Annotated in this window: 14 protein-coding genes; 5 read left to right on the top strand and 9 right to left on the bottom strand. The window is 54.1% G+C overall.

Translation table 11 applies throughout. The features are described from left to right. Positions 1-111: 111 nt before the first annotated feature. Positions 112-2,727, bottom strand: a complete 2,616-nt coding sequence (gene pepN / locus VH86_RS22040) for an aminopeptidase N (RefSeq protein WP_045834106.1) — start codon at positions 2,725-2,727, stop codon at positions 112-114. Positions 2,728-2,971: 244 nt separating this feature from the next. Between pepN and pncB the strand changes: the two genes are divergently transcribed. The 4 genes from pncB (at position 2,972) to VH86_RS22020 (ending at position 8,527) form a co-directional block, all read left to right on the top strand. Continuing rightward, positions 2,972-4,177, top strand: coding sequence for a nicotinate phosphoribosyltransferase (gene pncB, locus VH86_RS22035; protein ID WP_045834107.1), 1,206 nt, complete (start codon positions 2,972-2,974; stop codon positions 4,175-4,177). A 149-nt stretch (positions 4,178-4,326) separates the two neighbouring features. Then, positions 4,327-5,727, top strand: coding sequence for an asparagine--tRNA ligase (asnS, locus tag VH86_RS22030; RefSeq protein WP_038647788.1), 1,401 nt, complete (start codon positions 4,327-4,329; stop codon positions 5,725-5,727). Between the two features lie 300 nt (positions 5,728-6,027). Then, positions 6,028-7,137 carry a porin OmpF gene (gene ompF, locus VH86_RS22025; protein WP_045816261.1) on the top strand — a complete coding sequence of 370 codons (1,110 nt, stop codon included), beginning with the start codon at positions 6,028-6,030 and terminating at the stop codon, positions 7,135-7,137. A 199-nt stretch (positions 7,138-7,336) separates the two neighbouring features. Next, the gene (locus tag VH86_RS22020; RefSeq protein ID WP_045834105.1) at positions 7,337-8,527 is read left to right on the top strand and encodes an amino acid aminotransferase; all 1,191 of its coding nucleotides are present in this window, start codon (positions 7,337-7,339) and stop codon (positions 8,525-8,527) included. Between the two features lie 42 nt (positions 8,528-8,569). Here the strand turns inward: VH86_RS22020 and VH86_RS22015 are convergent, their stop codons facing one another. From VH86_RS22015 to cmoM, 7 genes are all read right to left on the bottom strand, one after another. After that, positions 8,570-9,199 (bottom strand): MBL fold metallo-hydrolase, encoded by a 630-nt coding sequence (locus VH86_RS22015; RefSeq protein WP_038647793.1) that lies wholly within the window; start codon positions 9,197-9,199, stop codon positions 8,570-8,572. A gap of 36 nt (positions 9,200-9,235) precedes the next feature. After that, positions 9,236-9,787: a YcbK family protein gene (locus tag VH86_RS22010; protein ID WP_034820522.1), complete on the bottom strand. Its 552-nt coding sequence runs from the start codon at positions 9,785-9,787 to the stop codon at positions 9,236-9,238. A gap of 188 nt (positions 9,788-9,975) precedes the next feature. After that, positions 9,976-11,766: a L,D-transpeptidase gene (ldtD, locus tag VH86_RS22005; protein WP_369800372.1), complete on the bottom strand. Its 1,791-nt coding sequence runs from the start codon at positions 11,764-11,766 to the stop codon at positions 9,976-9,978. A 180-nt stretch (positions 11,767-11,946) separates the two neighbouring features. After that, on the bottom strand, positions 11,947-16,413 hold the full coding sequence (gene mukB, locus VH86_RS22000) for a chromosome partition protein MukB (protein WP_045834103.1): 4,467 nt from the start codon (positions 16,411-16,413) through the stop codon (positions 11,947-11,949). Then, positions 16,410-17,144, bottom strand: coding sequence for a chromosome partition protein MukE (gene mukE, locus VH86_RS21995; RefSeq protein ID WP_034820531.1), 735 nt, complete (start codon positions 17,142-17,144; stop codon positions 16,410-16,412). Before mukE ends, mukB begins: the two co-directional genes overlap by 4 nt. Then, the gene (mukF, locus tag VH86_RS21990) at positions 17,125-18,447 is read right to left on the bottom strand and encodes a chromosome partition protein MukF (RefSeq protein ID WP_034820534.1); all 1,323 of its coding nucleotides are present in this window, start codon (positions 18,445-18,447) and stop codon (positions 17,125-17,127) included. The genes mukE and mukF overlap by 20 nt, the downstream gene beginning before the upstream one ends. A gap of 11 nt (positions 18,448-18,458) precedes the next feature. After that, positions 18,459-19,232, bottom strand: coding sequence for a tRNA uridine 5-oxyacetic acid(34) methyltransferase CmoM (gene cmoM / locus VH86_RS21985; protein ID WP_038647801.1), 774 nt, complete (start codon positions 19,230-19,232; stop codon positions 18,459-18,461). 124 nt (positions 19,233-19,356) lie between these two features. On the opposite strand from cmoM, the gene elyC reads away from it, so the two are divergent. Continuing rightward, positions 19,357-20,142: an envelope biogenesis factor ElyC gene (gene elyC / locus VH86_RS21980; protein WP_045834102.1), complete on the top strand. Its 786-nt coding sequence runs from the start codon at positions 19,357-19,359 to the stop codon at positions 20,140-20,142. On the opposite strand, the gene VH86_RS21975 is transcribed toward elyC, so the two are convergent. After that, positions 20,122-21,015, bottom strand: a complete 894-nt coding sequence (locus tag VH86_RS21975) for a YcbJ family phosphotransferase (protein WP_038647805.1) — start codon at positions 21,013-21,015, stop codon at positions 20,122-20,124. The genes elyC and VH86_RS21975 overlap by 21 nt on opposite strands. Positions 21,016-21,058: the final 43 nt, after the last annotated feature.

Here is a 21,058-nt window from a genome sequence, read left to right as displayed (position 1 = left end):
GAAGTCGAAGTCGAAGTCGATCGGGATAGTGCCACTGCCACTCCACGCATCCCGAGAAAGTGGCAGTGAGTTCAGCAAAAGCCGCATCATTGTGATGCGGCTTTTATCTTATCAGGCGTTCAACGCTTTGGTGATCTTCTCGTACAGATCGCCCGACAGCTTATCCAGCCCTTTTAACGTTTCCAGCGCCTGACGCATCAATGCTTGACGACCGGCATCATAACGTTTCAGACGAATCAATGGCTCGATCATACGTGCCGCCACTTGCGGATTACGCGTGTTGAGATCGGTCAACATCTCCACCAGGAACTGATAACCACTGCCGTCTTTGGCGTGGAACGCTGCTGGGTTGCCGGCCGCAAAAGCCCCAATCAGTGAACGAATGCGGTTCGGGTTACCCATGGTGAAAGAACGGTGATTGAGCAGTTCACGCACCTTGCTCAATGCGTTGTCCGCCGGGCTGGTGGCTTGCAGCACAAACCATTTGTCCATCACCAGGCCATCCTGATGCCAGCGCTCGTCATACGCGGCCAGCAAGGCTTCACGACACGGCAACTGCGCTGCCACTGCTGCTGAGAGCGCGGCCAGTGCATCCGTCATATTGGTGGCCTGCTGATACTGCGCCTGCACTAACTTATCCGCCTGCTCTGCATCGGCGAACGCCAAATAGCTCAGGCAGACATTTTTCAGTGCGCGCTTGCCAATCTCTGTATGCTCCACCTTGTATTCCTGGCTCTGGTTTGCCAGATACACAGCAAACAATTCATCGCTCAGTTCGTTTGCCAGCGCGTGTACCAGCGCGGCACGCACTGCAGAAATCGCCTGAGGATCGATCACCTCAAACAGCTCCGCGATTTCATTCTCGGAGGGCAGCGATAAAATCAGTGCCGTTAACGCCGGATCGCTCTGTTCTTCCAGTAATACTGCGCGGAAGGCATCCGCCACGTGCAACGGTAACGACAGCGGCTGTCCCTGCTGATGGCGTGCCACATTCAGGCGAATGTAGGTGGCCAGCAGGCTTTGCGCAGCATCCCAGCGCGAGAAATCATTGCGGGCGTGACGCATCAGGAACGTCAGCTGCGCATCGCTCCATTTATAGTCGAGCTTCACCGGCGCAGAAAATTCGCGCAGCAGTGACGGTACTGGCTGGAAGTGCACGTTATCGAAAATAAAGGTCTGGAACTCCTCGGTGACATTCAGCACATGATGCACCGGATGGCCGTTATGCTGCAGCGGAATCACCTTGCCTTCGTTGTCGTACAGTTCGATATCCAACGGGATATGCAGCGGCAACTTCTCTTTCTGCTCGGCCGTTGGTGGCGTGTGTTGTGTCACATGCAGCGTGTACTGCTCCAGCTCAGGATTGTAGTCGTCACGCACCGTCAGCACCGGCGTACCGGCCTGGCTATACCAGCGACGGAGCTGTGACAGATCAACATTGGAGGCATCTTCCATCGCCTGCACAAAATCGTCGCAGGTCGCGGCACTGCCATCATGACGCTCAAAGTAAAGTTGCATGCCTTTCTGAAAATTCTCTTCACCGAGTAAGGTATGCATCATACGAATCACTTCAGAGCCTTTCTCGTAAACGGTCAAGGTATAGAAGTTGTTCATCTCGATCACCTGATCCGGGCGGATCGGGTGCGCCATTGGGCTGGCGTCTTCAGCAAACTGCGCGCCGCGCATCACACGTACGTTGTCAATGCGGTTCACCGCACGCGAGCCAAGATCAGAACTGAACTCCTGGTCACGGAACACGGTTAAGCCCTCTTTCAGGCTCAGCTGGAACCAGTCTAGACAGGTGACGCGGTTTCCAGTCCAGTTATGGAAGTACTCGTGACCAATCACCGCTTCAATGCCGAGGTAATCTTTGTCGGTCGCGGTCTCGGCTTTCGCCAGCACATATTTGGAGTTAAAGACGTTGAGGCCCTTATTCTCCATCGCGCCCATATTGAAGAAATCCACCGCGACGATCATGAAGATATCGAGGTCATATTCGAGATTGAAGCGCTCTTCATCCCATTTCATGCTGGCTTTGAGTGACGTCATCGCCCAGTCGGCACGATCGAGATTGCCACGATCGACAAAGATCTCCAGCGCCACATCACGCCCTGAGCGCGTGGTAAAGCTATCACGCAGCACATCAAAGTCACCGGCCACCAAGGCAAACAGGTAGCAAGGTTTCGGGAACGGATCCTGCCACTTCACCCAGTGACGACCATCCTCGTGACGACCGCTCTCCAGTTTGTTGCCGTTTGACAGCAAGAATGGATATTTCGCAGCATCTGCAATAATCGTGGTGGTAAAGCGCGCCAGCACATCCGGGCGATCCAGATACCAGGTAATATGGCGGAAACCTTCCGCTTCACACTGGGTGCAGAGCGCATCACCCGACTTGTAGAGCCCTTCCAGCGCGGTGTTTTTGTCTGGATGAATGTCATTAATGAGGGTCAGCGTAAAGTTCTCCGGCAGCTGGCTTAACACCAACACACCTTCTTCCTCACGATAGTGTGACCAAGGATTGCCATCCACTGCCAGCGAGATCAGCGTGAGATCTTCGCCATCAAGACGCAGTTCGGCATCCGCAGCACCGAGACGCTTCACCTGACTGACGGCGGTCACGCGCGTGGAAGCCGCATCGAGGTCAAAAGTCAGGTCAATATCAGTGATGGTGTAATCGGGCGCACGATAGTCGTGGCGATATTTAATTTGCGGCTGTTGCGTCATAAGTCCTTCTCGCATCGTTGAAATGTCTACCCGTCAAAGTCTAAGCGGGTTGCGCCTTCGTTGCCACGCACAATGCGTGCCTTTGCTGAAAAGGCTACAATTCATTAACAATGGCACAAATGACCCTCGACCTGCCACCCGCAATTATGGTGTGATCGCGGTCATTACTGTTTTATACTCCTGCGTCTTTATGACTTTGTTGACACCGGGCTCTGCTCCGCGGAAGAGGATGCTGAAACGCACCATGACTGGACATGCTTCCCCGATTTTGACCACGCTGCTTGATACCGATGCGTATAAGCTTCATATGCAGCAGGCCGTTTATCATCGTTACTACGATGTCCCGGTAACGGCAGAATTTCGTTGTCGCGGCGATGAATTGCTCGGCCAGTATGCCGATGAGATTCGCGCGCAACTCGATACACTGCCCTCTCTCGCCCTGAGCGACGACGAATATAACTACCTCAGTGGCTTACCTTTCTTTGAATCCGATTACCTCAACTGGCTGCGCCAATTCCGCTTTGATCCTTCTCAGGTCAACGTACGCAATGAGAATGGCCGTTTGGCCCTTCAAATCAGCGGGCCATGGCGCGAAGTGATTTTATGGGAAGTCCCGCTGCTGGCGCTGATCAGTGAAGTGGTGCATCGCCATCGCACAACGGACATTGGCGTAGAGCACGCGGTGGCTCATCTGCAGCAAAAACTGGTGACGTTCCGTGAGCAGGTTGGCGATCTCGATATGTCGCGCTTCCAGCTGATGGATTTCGGCACACGCCGTCGTTACTCAAAAAACGTACAGGAAACGATCGTCGCGACCCTGAAAGCCGAATTCCCGTGGTTGGTGGGCACCAGTAACTATGATCTGGCGCGCCGCTTACAGCTCAACCCGGTGGGCACTCAGGCACATGAATGGTTCCAGGCGCATCAACAAATTAGCCCGGTGCTGGCCAACAGCCAACGTGCGGCGCTGCAATCCTGGCTGGATGAATATGATGACCAACTCGGTATCGCGTTGACAGACTGCATCACCATGGATGCTTTCCTGCGTGATTTCGGTCCCGGTTTTGCACATCGTTATCAGGGCTTGCGCCATGATTCGGGCGATCCGGTGGAATGGGGCGAAAAGGCGATTGCCCACTATCGGCGTCTGGATATTGATCCTAAAAGCAAAACGCTGGTGTTCTCCGACAACCTCAATCTGGACAAAGCGCTGGCGCTCTATCGCCACTTTGGCCAACGCGCCAACGTGGTATTCGGCATCGGCACCCGCCTCACCTGCGATATCCCCGGCGTGACACCGCTCAACATCGTGATCAAACTGGTGAGCTGTAACGGCAAACCGGTGGCGAAACTTTCTGACAGCCCAGGTAAAACCATCTGCCAGGACAAAGCCTTCGTGCGCGCCCTGCGCAAGGCATTCGACCTTCCTCTGGTGAAAAGAGCCAGCTAATCATTGATGCAGGGTGTTCGCACCCTGCGCTTTCACAACAAATCTCCCCTTTCCCCCTGCAAAATTGCTTGTTTCCTGATGGCTCGCAAGTAACATAGCAAAACCCCGAAATGGGGCTTTTATCCACTTCTATATATAGAGAGATATTTATGAGCGTAGTGCCTGTAGCGGATGTACTGCACGGCCGTGTCGCGGTTGACAGTGAAGTCACCGTACGTGGTTGGGTGCGTACCCGAAGAGATTCCAAAGCCGGTCTTTCCTTTATCGCCGTTTATGACGGTTCCTGCTTTAATCCCGTTCAGGCCGTCGTCAATAATTCTCTGAATAATTATCAGGATGAAGTGCTGCGTCTGACCACGGGCTGTTCAGTGATTGTCACCGGTAAAGTGGTGGAATCTCCGGGCGAAGGCCAGGCATTTGAGCTGCAAGCGACCAAAGTGGAAGTCACTGGCTGGGTGGATGATCCGGACACTTATCCGATGGCCGCGAAGCGCCACAGTATTGAATATCTGCGTGAAGTCGCACACCTGCGCCCGCGCACCAACCTGGTCGGTGCTGTGGCACGTACACGTCATACCCTGGCGCAGGCGCTGCATCGTTTCTTCCACGAAAATGGCTACTTCTGGGTTTCCACCCCACTGATCACTGCATCCGATACGGAAGGTGCGGGCGAGATGTTCCGTGTTTCTACACTGGACATGGAAAACCTGCCGCGCGATCCGCAAGGCAAAGTCGATTACGATAAAGACTTCTTTGGTAAAGAAGCCTTCCTGACCGTGTCTGGTCAGCTGAACGCCGAAACCTATGCCTGTGCGCTGTCAAAAGTCTATACCTTTGGCCCAACTTTCCGTGCCGAAAACTCCAACACCAGCCGTCACTTAGCAGAATTCTGGATGCTGGAGCCGGAAGTTGCCTTCGCCAACCTTGACGATGCTGCTGCGCTGGCTGAGGCCATGCTGAAGTATGTGTTCAAGGCCGTGCTCGAAGAGCGTGCTGACGATATGGCGTTCTTCGCAGAACGCGTAGACAAAGATGCGATTGCGCGCTTAGAACGTTTTGTCACAACCGATTTCGCGCAGGTGGACTACACCGATGCGGTCGACATTCTGCTGAAAAGCGGCCAGACATTCGAAAACCCAGTGTCCTGGGGTGTGGATCTTTCTTCCGAACATGAACGTTACCTGGCCGAGAAGCACTTCAAAGCGCCGGTGGTGGTGAAGAATTATCCAAAAGATATCAAAGCGTTCTATATGCGTATGAACGAAGATGGTAAAACCGTGGCGGCAATGGATGTTCTGGCGCCGGGCATTGGTGAAATCATCGGTGGTTCACAGCGTGAAGAGCGTCTGGATGTATTGGATGCACGTCTGGCTGAAATGGGTCTGAACAAAGAAGATTACTGGTGGTATCGTGACCTGCGCCGTTACGGCACCGTGCCACATGCTGGCTTCGGATTAGGTTTTGAACGATTAATAGCCTATGTCACTGGCGTACAAAATGTAAGGGATGTTATCCCCTTCCCACGTACCCCGCGTAACGCTAATTTCTAAAATTCGCGATTAAATATAAGTAATTCATATATATAACGAGGTCGGCACTGCCGGCCTTTTTTTATTTTTGTAAATTTAGAGTTCTCTCACAAAGTTCCCGATATTTTACAAATTGTAATACATAATTTCTTTTTGATACGTAATTGCGAGATTTGAATCATTTTCGGGCTAGAAATAGCAACCTTGTGATGGAAAGATGCGTGCAGACACAGGAGACATCAAACTTCTTTCAAGGTTCCCGTAAAGGTTTCTTGACGGCAGTGGCAGATGTCCAAATAACTCCAATGAGGGTAATAAAAAATGATGAAGCGCAACATTCTTGCAGTGGTTATCCCTGCTCTGTTAGCTGCCGGCGCAGCAAACGCAGCAGAAATTTATAACAAAGATGGCAACAAACTGGACCTGTACGGTAAAGCTGTTGGTCTGCACTACTTCTCTGATGATTCTGGTAGCGATGGCGACCAGACCTATGTTCGCTTCGGCTTCAAGGGTGAAACCCAGATTAACGACCAGCTGACCGGTTACGGCCAGTGGGAATACAACGTTCAGGCTAATAACTCTGAAGGTTCTGATGCACAAGACGGCAACAAAACCCGTCTGGGCTTCGCGGGTCTGAAATTCGGCGATGCAGGTTCAATCGACTACGGTCGTAACTACGGCGTTGTATACGACGCAATTGGCTGGACTGACGTTCTGCCAGAATTCGGTGGTGACTCTGGTTACTCAGATAACTTCATGAACGGTCGTAGCACCGGTCTGCTGACCTACCGTAACACCAACTTCTTCGGTCTGGTCGACGGTTGGAACTTCGCAGTACAGTACCAAGGCAAAAATGACCGTTCTGACATCCGTCGTGCAAATGGTGACGGCTATGGCCTGTCTACCTCTTACACCTCTCCAATTGGTGTAGGTTTCGCAGCAGCTTATAGCAGCAGCGACCGTACTAACGACCAGGCTGCAGGAACAGTACGTAATACTGACACAAACACCAATGTACTCACAGGTGTTGGTGCAGGTAAACGCGCTGAAAACTGGGCAACTGCTCTGAAATATGACGCTAACAACATCTACCTGGCAGCGATGTACGGTGAAACCCGTAACTCAACTCCAATCAGCTCAGGTGATTTCTCTGCTTTCGCTAACAAAGCACAGAACTTCGAAGTTGTAGCTCAGTACCAGTTCGACTTCGGTCTGCGTCCATCCATCGCTTATGTCCAGTCTAAAGGCAAAGACATCGAAGGTATCGGCGATGCTGACCTGGTTAAATACATCGATGTTGGCGCAACTTACTACTTCAACAAAAACATGGCGACCTACGTTGATTACAAAATCAACCAGCTGAATGATGACAACCCGCTGGGTATCGCTACCGACGACGTTGTAGCTGTTGGTCTGGTTTACCAGTTCTAATCACCCGATTAGCATTGCGTAACGCCTAAAAACGGAGCCTTCGGGCTCCGTTTTGCTTTTCAGTGATCAGCTTCTCAATTAGCGCCACTACTTTATACACGCGGCTTATTTCTTTTTTATGTCAGCGGTTGGCAAGCGTATCATCTGACGCTAACCTGATAGCTCATTTCGCTAAAGTTCACCCAAACGGAACTGACTCATGTTTGAATCGATCTCTGCCGCACCCGCCGATCCTATTCTGGGACTGGCTGACCTGTTTCGCGCCGACGACCGCCCGAATAAAATCAACCTTGGCATTGGTGTCTTTAAAGATGAAACCGGTAAAACACCGGTACTCACCAGTGTTAAAAAAGCTGAGCAGTATCTGCTGGAAAATGAAACCACCAAAAATTACCTGAGCATCGATGGCCTGGCCGATTTTGCTCGCTGCACTCAGGAGTTGCTGTTCGGCAAAGAGAGCGCGCTGATTTCAGCGGGCCGCGCGTGCACAGCACAAACGCCAGGTGGCACCGGTGCATTGCGCGTCGCTGCGGATTTCCTTGCGACGCAGACCAATGTGAAGCGTGTGTGGGTGAGTAATCCTAGCTGGCCGAACCACAAAAACGTATTCAACGCGGCGGGTCTGGAAGTCTGTGATTACCAGTACTACGATGCAGCCAACCATAGCCTCGATTTCGCAGGCATGGTCGCCTCGTTGCAGGAAGCCAAAGCCGGTGATGTCGTGCTGTTCCACGGCTGCTGCCACAACCCGACTGGCGTCGATCCTTCCGCTGACCAATGGCAACAGCTGGCGAAGCTGTCGCAGGAAAAGGGTTGGCTGCCACTGTTCGACTTCGCTTACCAGGGCTTTGCACGTGGCCTGGATGAGGATGCCGAAGGCCTGCGTATTTTCGCCGCGTCTCATCAGGAGCTGATCGTTGCCAGCTCTTACTCCAAGAACTTTGGCCTGTACAACGAGCGTGTCGGTGCACTGACGCTGGTTGCCGCCAACAGCGATGTGGCGAAAACCGCCTTTAGCCAGGTGAAATACAGCATCCGTGCTAACTACTCTAACCCACCGTCACACGGTGCCGCTGTGGTCGCCACTATCCTCGGTAACGACGCGCTGCGTACCATCTGGGTGCAGGAGCTGACAGACATGCGTCAGCGCATTCAGCGTATGCGTCTGCTGTTTGTGAATACCCTGGCAGAGAAAGGCGCGAAACAGGACTTCAGCTTTATCATTAAGCAGAATGGCATGTTCTCGTTTAGCGGCCTGACCAAAGATCAGGTTGTGCGCCTGCGTGACGAGTTCGGCGTTTATGCCGTTAACTCTGGTCGTGTGAACGTGGCTGGGATGACGCCAGACAATATGTCTGCGCTGTGTGAAGCGATTGTCGCTGTACTCTAAACAAGTCAGTTGCATGAGAAATGGGCCTAAATGGCCCATTTTTTATTGCAGGAACGGATTACTGATGCGCTCCCGACCTAAGGTGGAAATCGGACCGTGGCCCGGCACAAAGGTCACATCATCACCCAGCGGTAACAGCTTAGTGTTAATCGCATTGATTAAATCGCTATGGCTGCCCTGCGGGAAATCGGTACGTCCGACACCGCCATTAAAAATCACATCGCCCGATATCAACAAGCGTCCAGCCCGATCAAAGAAAACAATGTGTCCCGGCGTATGACCCGGGCAAAGCAGCACTTCCAGCGTGACATTCCCAACCTGCACCGTTTCGCCCTCTTCCAGCCAGCGATCTGGCGCCAGTGGCGCACATTCCGGCAGGCCAAACATGCGGCTTTGCGTTGGCAGATTATCCAGCCAGAACGCATCCAGCTTGTGAGGGCCAACAATAGGAATTTGATAATGTGCGGCGAGTTCAGCAGCAGCCCCCACATGATCAAGATGACCATGTGTCAGTAGAATTTGTGCAGGCGTTAATCCCCGTTCAGCCAATACGGCAATAAGGGTCTCTGCATCACCGCCGGGATCAACCAGCGCCGCCTGCTGGGTTTCGTCATCCCAGATGACCGAGCAGTTCTGAGAAAAGGCCGTAACCGGAATAATGTGGTAATTCATAGCGCTCCATGACCGACACACGCAGCGCTGCCGGTATCAGGACCAGTGCCTTGCAGGCCCGGTATCAATGTGTACGAAGTTGCTGCGCGGGTAATATCCTACACCACCGGCGCGCATAGATAACGCCGCTTTGCGAACATTGCTCAATGAAATCCCCTCAATGTGGAAATCCATCGCCTGCCCTTTGGTGTGATAGCTGTGTTTGGCCACGCCAGGACCCGATTCACGCAGCATGTTGTTGGTGGCCAGCGTACGGTAGCCTGAGATCAGCTGCACCGGTTTGCGGGTGTTGAGCACCATCTGTAAACGATAAAGCTGATCAAACAGATGCGGATCGATGTGTTTCACCTGATTGGCGCGGTAATCACGGAAGAAGTGATTTAAGCGGGCTAACTCATCCTTGTCATAACTCTTGCCGTTAAAAAACTCCGTTTTAAGGGTTTCACCGGTGTGAAGGTTATTAAGCGTCAATACTCGGGGGCGCGAGGTGGAAAGCGAAGCCAGCGCGGAACCAGGAAGCAGAGACAAGCCTGCCGCTGCGCCTCCAATCAAGAGTAATCGACGACGTTGGGAATCAAAATTAGCCATGTAGCGGGGTTACCTAATCTAAAGCGACAAAAAAATGTGTAAAAAGCACACAAGGCCGAACAGTAACCGCAGCCTGGAGGTCAGTCAACCCGCAATGTGTCACAGAATGACCAAAACCCGCGCAAAACCGAAATTTTGCGACGGGTACTGGTCTTTTCGAATAGGGGTGAAAACTGGCAAATCAATGACTAGAGGAGAAGTTTTCCTGCTTTTGACAGAACCTGGCTACCAGAACGCGCAGGGTTATCATAATTGTAAATATCTGTACGATACTGCGGCTGTCCATCCGCCGCGACCCATGCGGTTAAGTAGTAGAGATTGACCGGGATGCGGTGGCGAATCGGCACGTAGCGCGTGTCGCCCTGTTTCAGCGTGTCGGTGATGCGGCTGTCATTCCAGCCCACATCCTGCAGCAGCAGGTCGGCCAGTTCAGAGGCCTTATTCACGCGCACACAACCGGAGCTCAGTGCGCGAATATCGCGCTGGAACAACCCGTGGTTAGGCGTGTCGTGCAAATAGATGGCATCGGAACTCGGCATATTAAACTTATAACGACCCAGCGAGTTCATCGCGCCCGGCGCCTGACGAATGCGATACGGGAAACTGGCTGCAGAAACCATATGCCAGTCAATCATCGACGGATCGATCACTTCGGCATCCGCACTCCAGCCCGACAGTAAGGTATAGCCGTGCTTGTAGAGGTATCCGGGATCTTGTTTGACCTTCGGCACGATATCCTGACGCACTAACGTAGTAGGCACATTCCACGGTGGATTGAGCACCACATTGTTCAGCGCACTGCGCATCAGTGGCGTTTTACGATCGGGACGACCGACAATCACCCGCGATGACAAAATCGTGGCACCGTTGTTGTAATAGGTGAGCGAATAGTTGGGGATGTTCACCATAATGCCGTTATGCATATCATCCGGCAGCAGACGCAGGCGCTGGATATTCAGTGCCAGCAACGATGCGCGCATCTGCGGTGACACATTCAGCCACTCACGCGTGCGAGGGCCTATCGCCCCATCATCCGCCAGACCTTGCCAGTGCTGGAAGCGTTTTACCCCTTCCACCAGCGTGGCGTCATACACATTGTCGCCAGCAGGAGTCGAACTCGCCACGACGTTACCGGTTGCCGCAGGTGCCTGCGCAGACAAATCATTGACGCTGGCCGCCGAAGGGCTCACCGCGATCGGCTGATTGCTCTGGCTGACCGGCACAGGTGCTGTCGGCACGGCATCATCAGCTGGGGTCGGTGTGCTGCTGTGCGTTGCGGCAGTCAGCATGCCGGTCCGCTGCAAAATCTCTCTAAGCGCAGGCACATCGTTGCTGATTTGGCCGGGGCGGAGCGTCCCGCTGTCGCGCAGTTGCGGCCATGGGCGGTTATCGGTCAGCAGCGCTTTGAGCGCACTGTGCATCGGCGCATATTGAGGATGCTGCGGTGCCAGCGAAATGACAAACGCGCGGCTGCCACCACCGTTCACCGCATTCTGCCACTGGTTAATGGCAGCAACGCCCGGCATCGTCAGTTTGTAAGGAACATTGCTGTACAACCAGGTTTCACCCTGCGTCGGCACATTGGCGACAAACTGCAAATAGCCCAACATGGCATCGCTCAGCACGATGTCGCGCGCCATGCCGGTAATCGTGGGATTCGTCAGTAATTCAACCCAACGGGTAAACTGTGGCTGGACACCAGAAAGCGCCACTTCCGCCAGCTGTTGCTGGAATGCCTGCACCGCTTGCTGATCCTGCCAGAGTGGCGCCATATTACGCGCGGCGTAGATACCGGCTAATCCCGGCAGATAGAAAGGTTGCTGACTGGGGCCAAAAGCCTGCTGAATTTGATGCTGACTCGCCGCCACTGACATGGCGCTATGTGACGTTCCGGGTAAAGCGGCAATGATCGCGGCATGGCTGGTGGCCAGCGGCGACAATACCAGTGAAACACTGAGTGCGAGTACCGCACGATTCATTCTGCTTCTTCTATTCAGCCACATCCCTGCCCCCTTCTCACCTAAGACACAGCGCCCTGTTATCGCTATGTACAGCCTTACTCTTATTGTTGAGTATACAAATAAAAAACGGCATCTGCCTCAGTGTGCAGATGCCGCTTACAGATTAAACGGTGCGCTGTTTTTTAACCAGATTCAGCGTCAGGTATTTTCTGTTTCTAAATCGATATCACTCGTGTCGCGTTTTGCTGGCACAGGATCTGCCGAGAACCCACGCAGCCCCACCACATGCACGTGTTCAGTGTTGTTAAACACTTTACGCACCAGCTTGTAGGTCGTGCCTTTCTCCGGGCTGATGTTCTCTGGCGCTGCAATCACCAGCTGCATCTCCAGACGCTCACACAGTTCGAACAGGGTGGCGATGGAGCGGGCATCAAGACGTGCCGCTTCATCAAGGAACAGCAGTCGGCATGGCGAAATATCTTTGCCGCGCAGACGACGTGATTCCTCTTCCCAGCTCTGCACCACCATCACCAGAATTGACATACCGGTACCGATCGCTTCACCGGTTGACAACGCACCACTCTCCGCGCGCAGCCAGCCATCGGAGCCACGGTTGACTTCCACTTCCATCTCAAGATAGTTGCGGTAGTCGAGCAGCTCTTCACCGATGGTTTGTGGTGTGCGCTGCCCCATATCAATCTGTGGATTCAGACGTTGATAAAGTTTTGCCAACGCTTCGGAGAAGGTCAGACGATTGCTGGTAAACAGATCCTGATGCGCTTCATGCTCTTCAGACAAGGTATCGAGCAGCGTGGAGTGCGCTTCACGGACGTTGACATTCAGACGCACACTGCGCACCTGACCAAAACTCACAGCCTGCAAGCCCTGGTTCAGCTGGCGAATACGGTTCTGCTCACGCTGAATGGTTTTACGAATGATATTCGCCGCGCTGCGTGAACTGATGGCCAGCGTCTGCTCGCGTGCTGTCAGCTCTTCCGTCAGACGATTTAGCTCAATTTCCATCTGCTCGATGGCTTCAACCGGATCGTCAGTGCGAATGATATCCTGACGAATACGTTCGCGCAGATGTTGATACACCGCAATAAAGAACTGCACTTTACGTTCTGGACGTTTTGGATCTTCCGACATGCGCAGTACATCACGCAGATGTTCGTTATCCGCTACCGCCAGACGCAGTGCACCCAATGCCTTATCCGACATTGAACGCAGTTCATCTCCGCCCAGATAGGCCATCTCACGACGATGCAGGCGACGCTCCATGCCGTTCTCTTTCACCAGACGCAGCACCGTACACCAGCCTGCTTTAGCGCTGACGACTTGCTCACGAATCTGATGATAATCGCGCTCCAGCTTGCGCAGTTTCTTCTGCAGGCCGTCCATTTCGGCTTCGCAGAACGTGAGCTGTTTCTCCAGCTGATTACGACGAGCACGGTTATGGCTTAATGCGGTATACAGTTCGTCGCGTCGGGCGCGGGCGCGCTCTTCGGCGCTGGCATCGGCATGCACGCCGATATCCTGCATCTCCTGCTGCAACTCTTTCAGCATGTCGCGCTTGGCGTCATAGGAACTTTTCAGTGATGCCAGCACTTGTGAATATTGTGTCAACTGCGCCTGATGTTCGCGCAGACGTTCACGCGCACGGCTGCGCTCACCCTCAGCCTGCTCCAGACGCTGGCGCAGTTTTTCATTGAGATCGCTGTTGCCGGTTAGCATGCCGGCAGAATCTTCATAGCTAAAGTGGGCGCGACGCTGTACCACCTCCGTCAGGGCAAAGGCCTGCTGACGCGCATCACGCTGCTGCTGCTGTGCTTGCTGGTAATCGCGCTCCAGCTGATCGTGCTGCTGCGGATCGCTTTGCAACACCGACACCAGCGGCTCCAGCTTGCTGATTTTAGCGCCATGCTGATGCAGGAAGCGCGCCGCTTCCTGAGCTTCTTCGACGCGTTCACGGATCTCTTCGCAGCGATCGCCAAGTGAATCATCCAACAGCAGATTCACGCGTGGCAGCAGGCGGTTAAGCTGGCTGACGCCCTCTTTAGCCTGCTCAAACTGGGCACGCTGCTGCTGGTTATCATTTTCATGTTGTGCCAGCCCCCGTTCCAGCTCGCCACGACGGCTGTTCAACTGGCGGATCAGCGCTTCAGGATCTTCATCAAACGCCACCGCTAAATGGCTACCGATAAAGCGGCTGAAGGATTGATGCAAACGCTGCGTTTTCTGTACGTCAAAGGACAAAGTGGCAAACCGTTCTGCCAGCTGGTCGCGTTCATTGTTCAGCAGTTCCAGCTGGTTTTCACGCGCAGCACGGCCAAACAGCGGCACTTTCGGGAAGCGGGAGTAGCGCCACTGACGCTCAGCCACCTTCACAACCACGGCGTTTTCCAACTCATCAACACTGAAGACGCTGTCATCAAACGCCTGCGGATCCCCTTCAATCAGATAGAGATCTTCCGGGCAATCCTCCAGGCCATCCAACAGTTCACGCACCAGAGATAAATCGGGTACCACAATCGCATGACGCGATGGGCCATACAGCGCCGAGAAGTACGGTGCGTCATCCAGCGTGACGTCATCGTAAATTTCCGACAGCAGTACGCCGCCAAATCGTTCTGCCAGTTGCGTCAGGCGAGCATCTTCCGCCCCGCCAGGTTGACTTAAACGCTCGATCTGCTGCTCGACTTCACGTTTGCGTGCTGACACATTGTCACGTTCAACGGTGGTTTCGCGCTCACGTTCCAGCAACTGCTGCATGAACTCAGTAATCTGCTGGCTGTTGGTCAGCTCTTGCCCGGTCTGCTCGCTGAGCTGCGTCAGGATTTCCTGCGCGGCCAGCCAATGCGGCGCACGTGCCGTCAGTGCAGTGATGCGTTCACGCAGCTGTTCCAGTTCCTGGCGCATCAACATGCGGCGTTCACCGGCATCGGACACGCTTTCGTTCAACTGTTCAATCTGTGCTTCCAGCTCGCGCTGCAGCCCTTCCAGCGCGTCGGCATCGTATTGTTGCCCCTGACGCTTGCAGAAATCGGCTAACAGGCGCTCGGCATCATGCTGCTCGCGCAGGCGCGTTTCCAGCTCATTGAGACGCAGGCGCAGCGAAGAGAGCTGATCGGCATGGTGACGCTGGTTCGCGGCATCGCGCAATAAGTCGCGCCCCACTTGCCATGCATCCTGACGGCTCACTTCGCCGGCGATACTGGTCACCAGCGCTAATGCCTGCTCAAACTGGCTGTGCGCCGCTTCGGCCACACTCAGTTTCTGCTCCAGACGTAAAAGTTGCTCGGTGGCTTCTTCTTCGCGTGCCTGGAAGGTTTCCTGCCATTCCGTCGCATTATCGATGGTCAGATCGGGCAGCTGACACTGCGCGCGCGCTTTTTCCAGCGCCTGCAATGCCTGTTGATACTGGATGGCACGGGTTTGCTGTACATCGAGTGCCTGCTGGAAATCAGCTAACTGGCTTTTCAGCTCATCAACTTCAATTTCAGCCGCTTCGGCACGCGCTTCATTCTCTTCCTGCACTTCGCGGGCTTCCGCCACCACTTCATTCTGCTCTTCCAGACGATAGGTCAGCTCTTCGAGATCGGCATCATAGCGCTCGATCTTCTCCTGCTGACGCATGGCGGTCTGGACCAGATTCAGGTGATCGCTGGCGCCTTGATAGTCGGTTTCCAGATCGCTTTCTGCACCGTTGTGCTCAGAAAGTTCACGCGCCATTTCGACGTGACGATACTGCTCGGAAGCCAGCTGATTACGGCTGGTGAACAGTTCATTACGTAACTGCAGTGCGCCGTCGAGGTGAATGCGGCGCTCGTTGGCGTGACGCATATAATCCGCCGACACATAGCTGGTGGCTTCAGAGATCAAATGCTTGAACAGGTCGCGATCGGACTGCGTGACGCGAATCGCTTCCAGCGTCATGCGGTTTTCACGCAGCGCGGCTTCCATATCCTGGAAGGCTTTACGCACGCCACCATTTTCCGGCAACAGATAATCACGCAGAGAACGGGTGATGGCGCTGGAAATACCACCGTACAGCGAGGCTTCAATCAGGCGATAGAATTTACTGCGATCGCTGGCGGTGCGCAGACGACGCGGCACAACGCCCAGCTCGAACAGGACGGCGTGGTAATCTGTGACTGAGTTGTACTGACGGAACTGCACGCCTTCCTGCGCTTCGACACGCTCTTTCACTTCCGCCAGCGGTAACACGCGCGCCTGGCGGCTGTTAAGGATTTCAGTCAGCATATCCGTCGGCAGCGAATCGGTCGGCAGACCATGAATACTGAACGGTTTGATATCGACTTTTTTGTCGCGTCCGGCAACCTGTTGCAGACGCACGCCGACCACCACGCGCTGATGGCGCGAGTTGACCACATCCAGCACCGCATAACAGACACCTGCGCGCAGTTTACCGTGCAGACCTTTATCGCGTGAGCCAGAGGTCGCGCCCGCTTCGGTGGTGTTACGGAAGTGCAGCAAGGTGAGATCGGGGATCAGAGCCGTGACAAAAGCCGCCATGGTGGTTGATTTACCGGCACCGTTACCGCCGGAGAGTGTGGTCACCAGCTCATCGAGATCAAAGGTACGCGCAAAGAAGCCGTTCCAGTTGATCAGCGTTAGCGAACGAAACTTACCGCGTTCAATCATTCCTGTTCATCCTCCGCGTTATCATTCGCATCGCTTTCAACGTCATTGTCGTTATCTGCATCATCACTCTCATTGGCCGCGGCTTTGTTCTCCAGCGTCATGGCTTCGCCATCGCGGATCAGACGCAGCTGTGCTTCACGTGCATCATCACCGCTGCGCACATCCGCACCGAAGCGGAACACCGACTCCATGATGCGGAACTTGCTGCTGTCGTTGCCCATGTACCACACCATACCTAAGCGGCGCAGGCGGCTGATTGAAGCACGCATTTTTTCCTGCAGCTTGGCACGATCCAGGTCAGAGCCGGTCGAACGCTGGTTCACCAGCTTGAGCAGTTTGCTCTCATCCGCCAGTGACAGCAGTTCGTCATACAATTCCTGCTGGGTGAAAATCCCCTCATTAGCCAGACGCTCCGGGCTGAGGTAGAGGTAACACAGGATCTTACCGACCATCATATCCAACTCGGACAGCACCGAGCGTGGAATCAGTGTGGTTGAACGTGGACGCAAATAGAAGAATCCTTCCGGCGCGCGCATCAGCTCAACGTTGTAGCGCGCATAAAACTCTTCCAGGTACTCCTGGTAATCCATCAGAAAAGCGTGATTATCCAGCTCTTCAATACCAATGTGGCGTCCCGCGCGTAACTGGCTATCGAGCGCCGGGAAAATCGGGTTTGCCAGTGCCAACGCCAGTTTAACTGGCATCACTTGTTCAATATTTGTCGATGACATGTGCCTGCACCTTGGCTCCGTAATCATTAATAGTCTGCCATTCTGCCGGCAGACCGGCTAAATCAGCTTCGGCGACACCGAGGCGTACTGCCTGATCGATGACGATACGCGCCAAATCAAAGTGGCGCGCACGCGGGTATTGCGCCAGATAATCGCGCATCACCGTCGCGAGATGGAGCGGCTTTTGCTCCAGCTTGTAAATCTGCAATGCTTCTTCGATCATCGCGGCAAGCTGCTCGCGAATCTCGTTAAACTCTTCGTACTCCATCTCTGGCGGCAGTTCGCCCATCACCTCATCATTACGCAGCGTCATCTCTTCATCGCGCATATCGTAAAGACGGTCGGCATTCGCGTAGGTCAGCGCCCAGGGCTGATCGAAGTAGTTCTGCACCGAAAGACGTAAACGCTGCGCGAAGACGCGGTTCTTATCCATATCGATGGCGGTACGAATAAATTTATGCACGTGGCGGTCGTAGCCAATCCACAAATCGATGGCCTGCTGACCCCAACTGATGATGCGGTCCAGCTTATTTTGCAGGTCAAACACCAGCTTATCGACAAAGCCCAAATCCGGGCTGCTCAGCGTAGCGTCCTGAATACGCAACAGATTGGCCTGCAATTTGTCACCCGCTGCTTCCAGCGTATCCTGCAGTTCACGCAATGTGCCGGAGGTTTCGGACAGCAGCAGTTCACAGCTTGAAATCGCGGCACGCCAGTCTTTGTTGAGCAGGTCAGCGATATCGGTTTTCACCGCTTGTTGCTGCTCATCCATCAGACGTTGTGTCATGTCGATGCTGTCGAAGATCTCGGCCACGGAATATTTCAGCGGGGCAAAGACATTGCGATGCCAGTGGAATTCGTCACCGTCTTCTTCAGCAGCATCGGCGGCGCGTTTTAGTTCCTGCGCCACAATCGACAGCTGCATTGACAGGCGCAGCGTGGAAAACTCGCGCTGGCGAATGTAGTAATCGGTAATGCCGATGGCCAACGGCGTCAGACGATAAATCGCGTGGCCTTCAGTTAGCTCGCTGGTAAAGCGATTGAGCAGGCGCTGACGCACCATGTCATTGATGGCGTTGTTGGCACGCACCTGCACGGTTTCGTGGGTTTGCTCAAAGGCTTTACTGACGTGACGAAACGCGTCGATCAGTTCACCTTCACTCATTTCACCGTCCATGCGCTCACCGTTTAAGGTGGCGATAGCCAGCAAAAAGGCCAGACGTTCTACCGGCAACGCAAGTGAAAAGTCATTCTTGCGCGCCCATGCCACCAATTCGGGGACCGTCTGGGAAAATTCGCTCATAGTTGATCCTTCTACCTGGGTTTGCGCGCGGTCACGTGGATATAGCGCCCTAAACTTAAAAAGGGCTCCTGACGACAGTAGCGCCGTTCCATCTCAATAATCTCTTCAACGCTTTTGACGACGCCGGGCGGTGGCGGTTTCATGTAATCACAAAACACGCGAATGCCTGCACGCTGTTCAATCTCAAAGCCCGCATCACTCAACCAGCGATTAACGTCCTGAGGATCGCGCGGGAAATCCGGTGACAGCGTACGCTTTTTGCGTTTAGTCATATTGGCACGCAGATAGCCGAAATTGCCGAGTTGCAGGGTGCGGAACGTCAGGGCATGCGCATTGTAAAACATCAACGACAGCACACCACCGGGCTTCAGCGTGTGCCACAAGGCACGCAGCACCGCTTCCGGTTCTGCCACCCACTCCAGCACAGCGTGAAACAATACCAGATCAACCGGCCGATCCAAATGTTCGCCCACCTGCTGCGCGCTAATTTGTTTGAATTGCATGTTGTGGCTCACACCCTCGGTGTGCGCATGCGCTTCAGCCAGCTTTAACATCTCAGCGGAGAGATCGCACAACAGCACCTGATGGCCGCGTGCCGCTAATCCACAGGAGATTTGTCCTACGCCACCGCCGGCATCCAGCACTGACAGTGCGCCTTCAGGCAATGTCGGTAACAGCGCATCCAGTTCGTCCCACAGGATCGCCTGCCGTACCTGCCCTTTGCGGGTGCCATAAATGTTCTGCGAAAATTTGTCCGCCAGATCGTCAAAGTTACGATCCTGCATGATGATGGCTCCACTGTGCTGCATTCAACTTGTGCTATTTTGTCACAGGCTCAACAAGAATGAACCTTTCACGCCACAGTAACTGTCTGGCTGCTGTTTTTTCGGACAAAAGGAGCAAATTTCGATGTTTTTTGCCTTAAAGAAATGGATTGGCGCGATGTTATTACCTTTACCACTGCTGTTGTTGCTCATGGCGGTGGGACTTTTACTTCTCTGGTTTAGCCGTTGGCAAAAAGGCGGCAAAATTCTGATCTCTTTTAGCTGGTTGCTGCTCTTATTGCTCAGCTTGCAACCCGTAGCCGATCGTCTGTTGCGCCCCATCGAACAGCATTATCCCACCTGGAACGGTAGCGAACCGGTGGATTATATCGTCGTGCTGGGCGGTGGCTACACCTTCAATCCGAATTGGGCACCGAGTTCTAATTTGCTCAACAACAGCCTGCCGCGCGTAACAGAAGGTGTGCGCCAATGGCGTCGGAATCCACAAGCAAAAATGATTTTCACTGGCGCTGCTGCAGGATACAACCCTCGCAGCAATGCCAGCGTGGCGGCGGAAGTCGCCGAGAGTCTGGGAGTGCCGGGTTCGGCGATTATCACGCTGGACCAACCGCATGATACGGGTGAAGAAGCGCTGGCTGTCAAACAAACTATCGGCAATCACCCTTTCCTGTTAGTCTCATCGGCGAACCACTTGCCACGTGCGATGCATTTCTTCCTGAGCGCAGGTCTGAACCCCATCGCCGCACCGGCCAATCAGCTCGCGATTACCTCGCCAATCAGTGCCTGGGACCGCATGTTGCCTTCTCCGCTGTGGCTGGGTCACAGTGAACGTGCGATTTACGAAACCCTGGGCCTGGCCTGGCAAAAGCTGCGCGGCGATGATTTTCTGTCATCCGAGCCAGGGAAGTAACTGCTCACGGGCGTGATCAAAGCGCGGACGATCAAACTGTCCGCTGCTCACCAACGTATCGACACAATCCCATAGCTGATACAGCCAGCGCCGCCAGATAAAGCCTTCAGAGACGGGCGCGCGCTGCAGGTAGTGTTGCAGCAGTGAGGCTTCGGCCCCACTATCCGCCAGACGAATTAACTCATATTCACGCGGAGCCCAAAGAATATTGCCCGGTTGCATCATCGCCACCAACTGGTCACTGCGCGCATCTTTCAACATGCTGGATAAGCGCAGGTTACCGTGCATCAGCACGCAGGGATCGTCAAAGTCGTTAAAAAGTCTGGTTAATTGCTGACGGCTGCGATAGAGGATTTGCCGATCCTCCAGAGTGAAAAATGGCGGTGACAGATAGCCCAGCGTGGCCCATAGCACTTCGACGCGCTGGCGATACCAGGCTGGCCAGTTGTTTTCCTGCACGCTATCAACCCTTCCCACCAATCCATGGCTGTCAATGCGGTGCCAGCCGAGTACACCCTCGACAATCTGCTCACACAATTGCTCCCAGCGCACGGCAGTGCGGGCTGGCGCCTCGGCGGAGACGCCATTGAAACGCGCCATCAGCAGCATTTCATGTACCGGCGGCTGCTGACTCAACACCAGGCCAAAAACCGCAGGGACTGTCACCAGGCCATCATGACCTAACATAGTGAGTTTTTTGGCTTCAAGCGCTGCGCGGCCTTGATGACGAAAATACTTCGCCACCAGCGGCATCGGTTTGCCGTCGTTGTCATAGAGTGCATACAGCCGCGATTGCGCCTGTTCGCTAATGGTTTCGAGGCGGCTGATACCTTCACCCAGTATCAACGCCAGTTCTGAACGGAGCTGTTCCATGCGTTATCCTCCGCAGTCAATTGACTTCACTATCCTGGAGGTC

Source organism: Pantoea sp. BL1 (genome assembly GCF_000963985.1).
Classification (GTDB): Bacteria; Pseudomonadota; Gammaproteobacteria; order Enterobacterales; family Enterobacteriaceae; genus Pantoea; species Pantoea rwandensis_B.
Note: the sequence above shows the minus strand (reverse complement) of the source record. Positions and strands in the feature narration are given on the sequence as shown.

Bases quoted from the DNA above. Each gene is read 5' to 3' on its own strand.
- elyC (WP_045834102.1), top strand. From the start codon at position 19,357: ATGTTTTTTGCCTTAAAGAAATGGATTGGCGCGATGTTATTACCTTTA.
- VH86_RS22010 (WP_034820522.1), bottom strand. From the start codon at position 9,787: ATGGCTAATTTTGATTCCCAACGTCGTCGATTACTCTTGATTGGAGGC.
- pepN (WP_045834106.1), bottom strand. From the start codon at position 2,727: ATGACGCAACAGCCGCAAATTAAATATCGCCACGACTATCGTGCGCCC.
- ompF (WP_045816261.1), top strand. From the start codon at position 6,028: ATGATGAAGCGCAACATTCTTGCAGTGGTTATCCCTGCTCTGTTAGCT.
- VH86_RS22015 (WP_038647793.1), bottom strand. From the start codon at position 9,199: ATGAATTACCACATTATTCCGGTTACGGCCTTTTCTCAGAACTGCTCG.
- VH86_RS22020 (WP_045834105.1), top strand. From the start codon at position 7,337: ATGTTTGAATCGATCTCTGCCGCACCCGCCGATCCTATTCTGGGACTG.
- mukE (WP_034820531.1), bottom strand. From the start codon at position 17,144: ATGTCATCGACAAATATTGAACAAGTGATGCCAGTTAAACTGGCGTTG.
- cmoM (WP_038647801.1), bottom strand. From the start codon at position 19,232: ATGCAGGATCGTAACTTTGACGATCTGGCGGACAAATTTTCGCAGAAC.
- pncB (WP_045834107.1), top strand. From the start codon at position 2,972: ATGACTGGACATGCTTCCCCGATTTTGACCACGCTGCTTGATACCGAT.
- ldtD (WP_369800372.1), bottom strand. From the start codon at position 11,766: ATGAATCGTGCGGTACTCGCACTCAGTGTTTCACTGGTATTGTCGCCG.
- asnS (WP_038647788.1), top strand. From the start codon at position 4,327: ATGAGCGTAGTGCCTGTAGCGGATGTACTGCACGGCCGTGTCGCGGTT.
- VH86_RS21975 (WP_038647805.1), bottom strand. From the start codon at position 21,015: ATGGAACAGCTCCGTTCAGAACTGGCGTTGATACTGGGTGAAGGTATC.
- mukB (WP_045834103.1), bottom strand. From the start codon at position 16,413: ATGATTGAACGCGGTAAGTTTCGTTCGCTAACGCTGATCAACTGGAAC.
- mukF (WP_034820534.1), bottom strand. From the start codon at position 18,447: ATGAGCGAATTTTCCCAGACGGTCCCCGAATTGGTGGCATGGGCGCGC.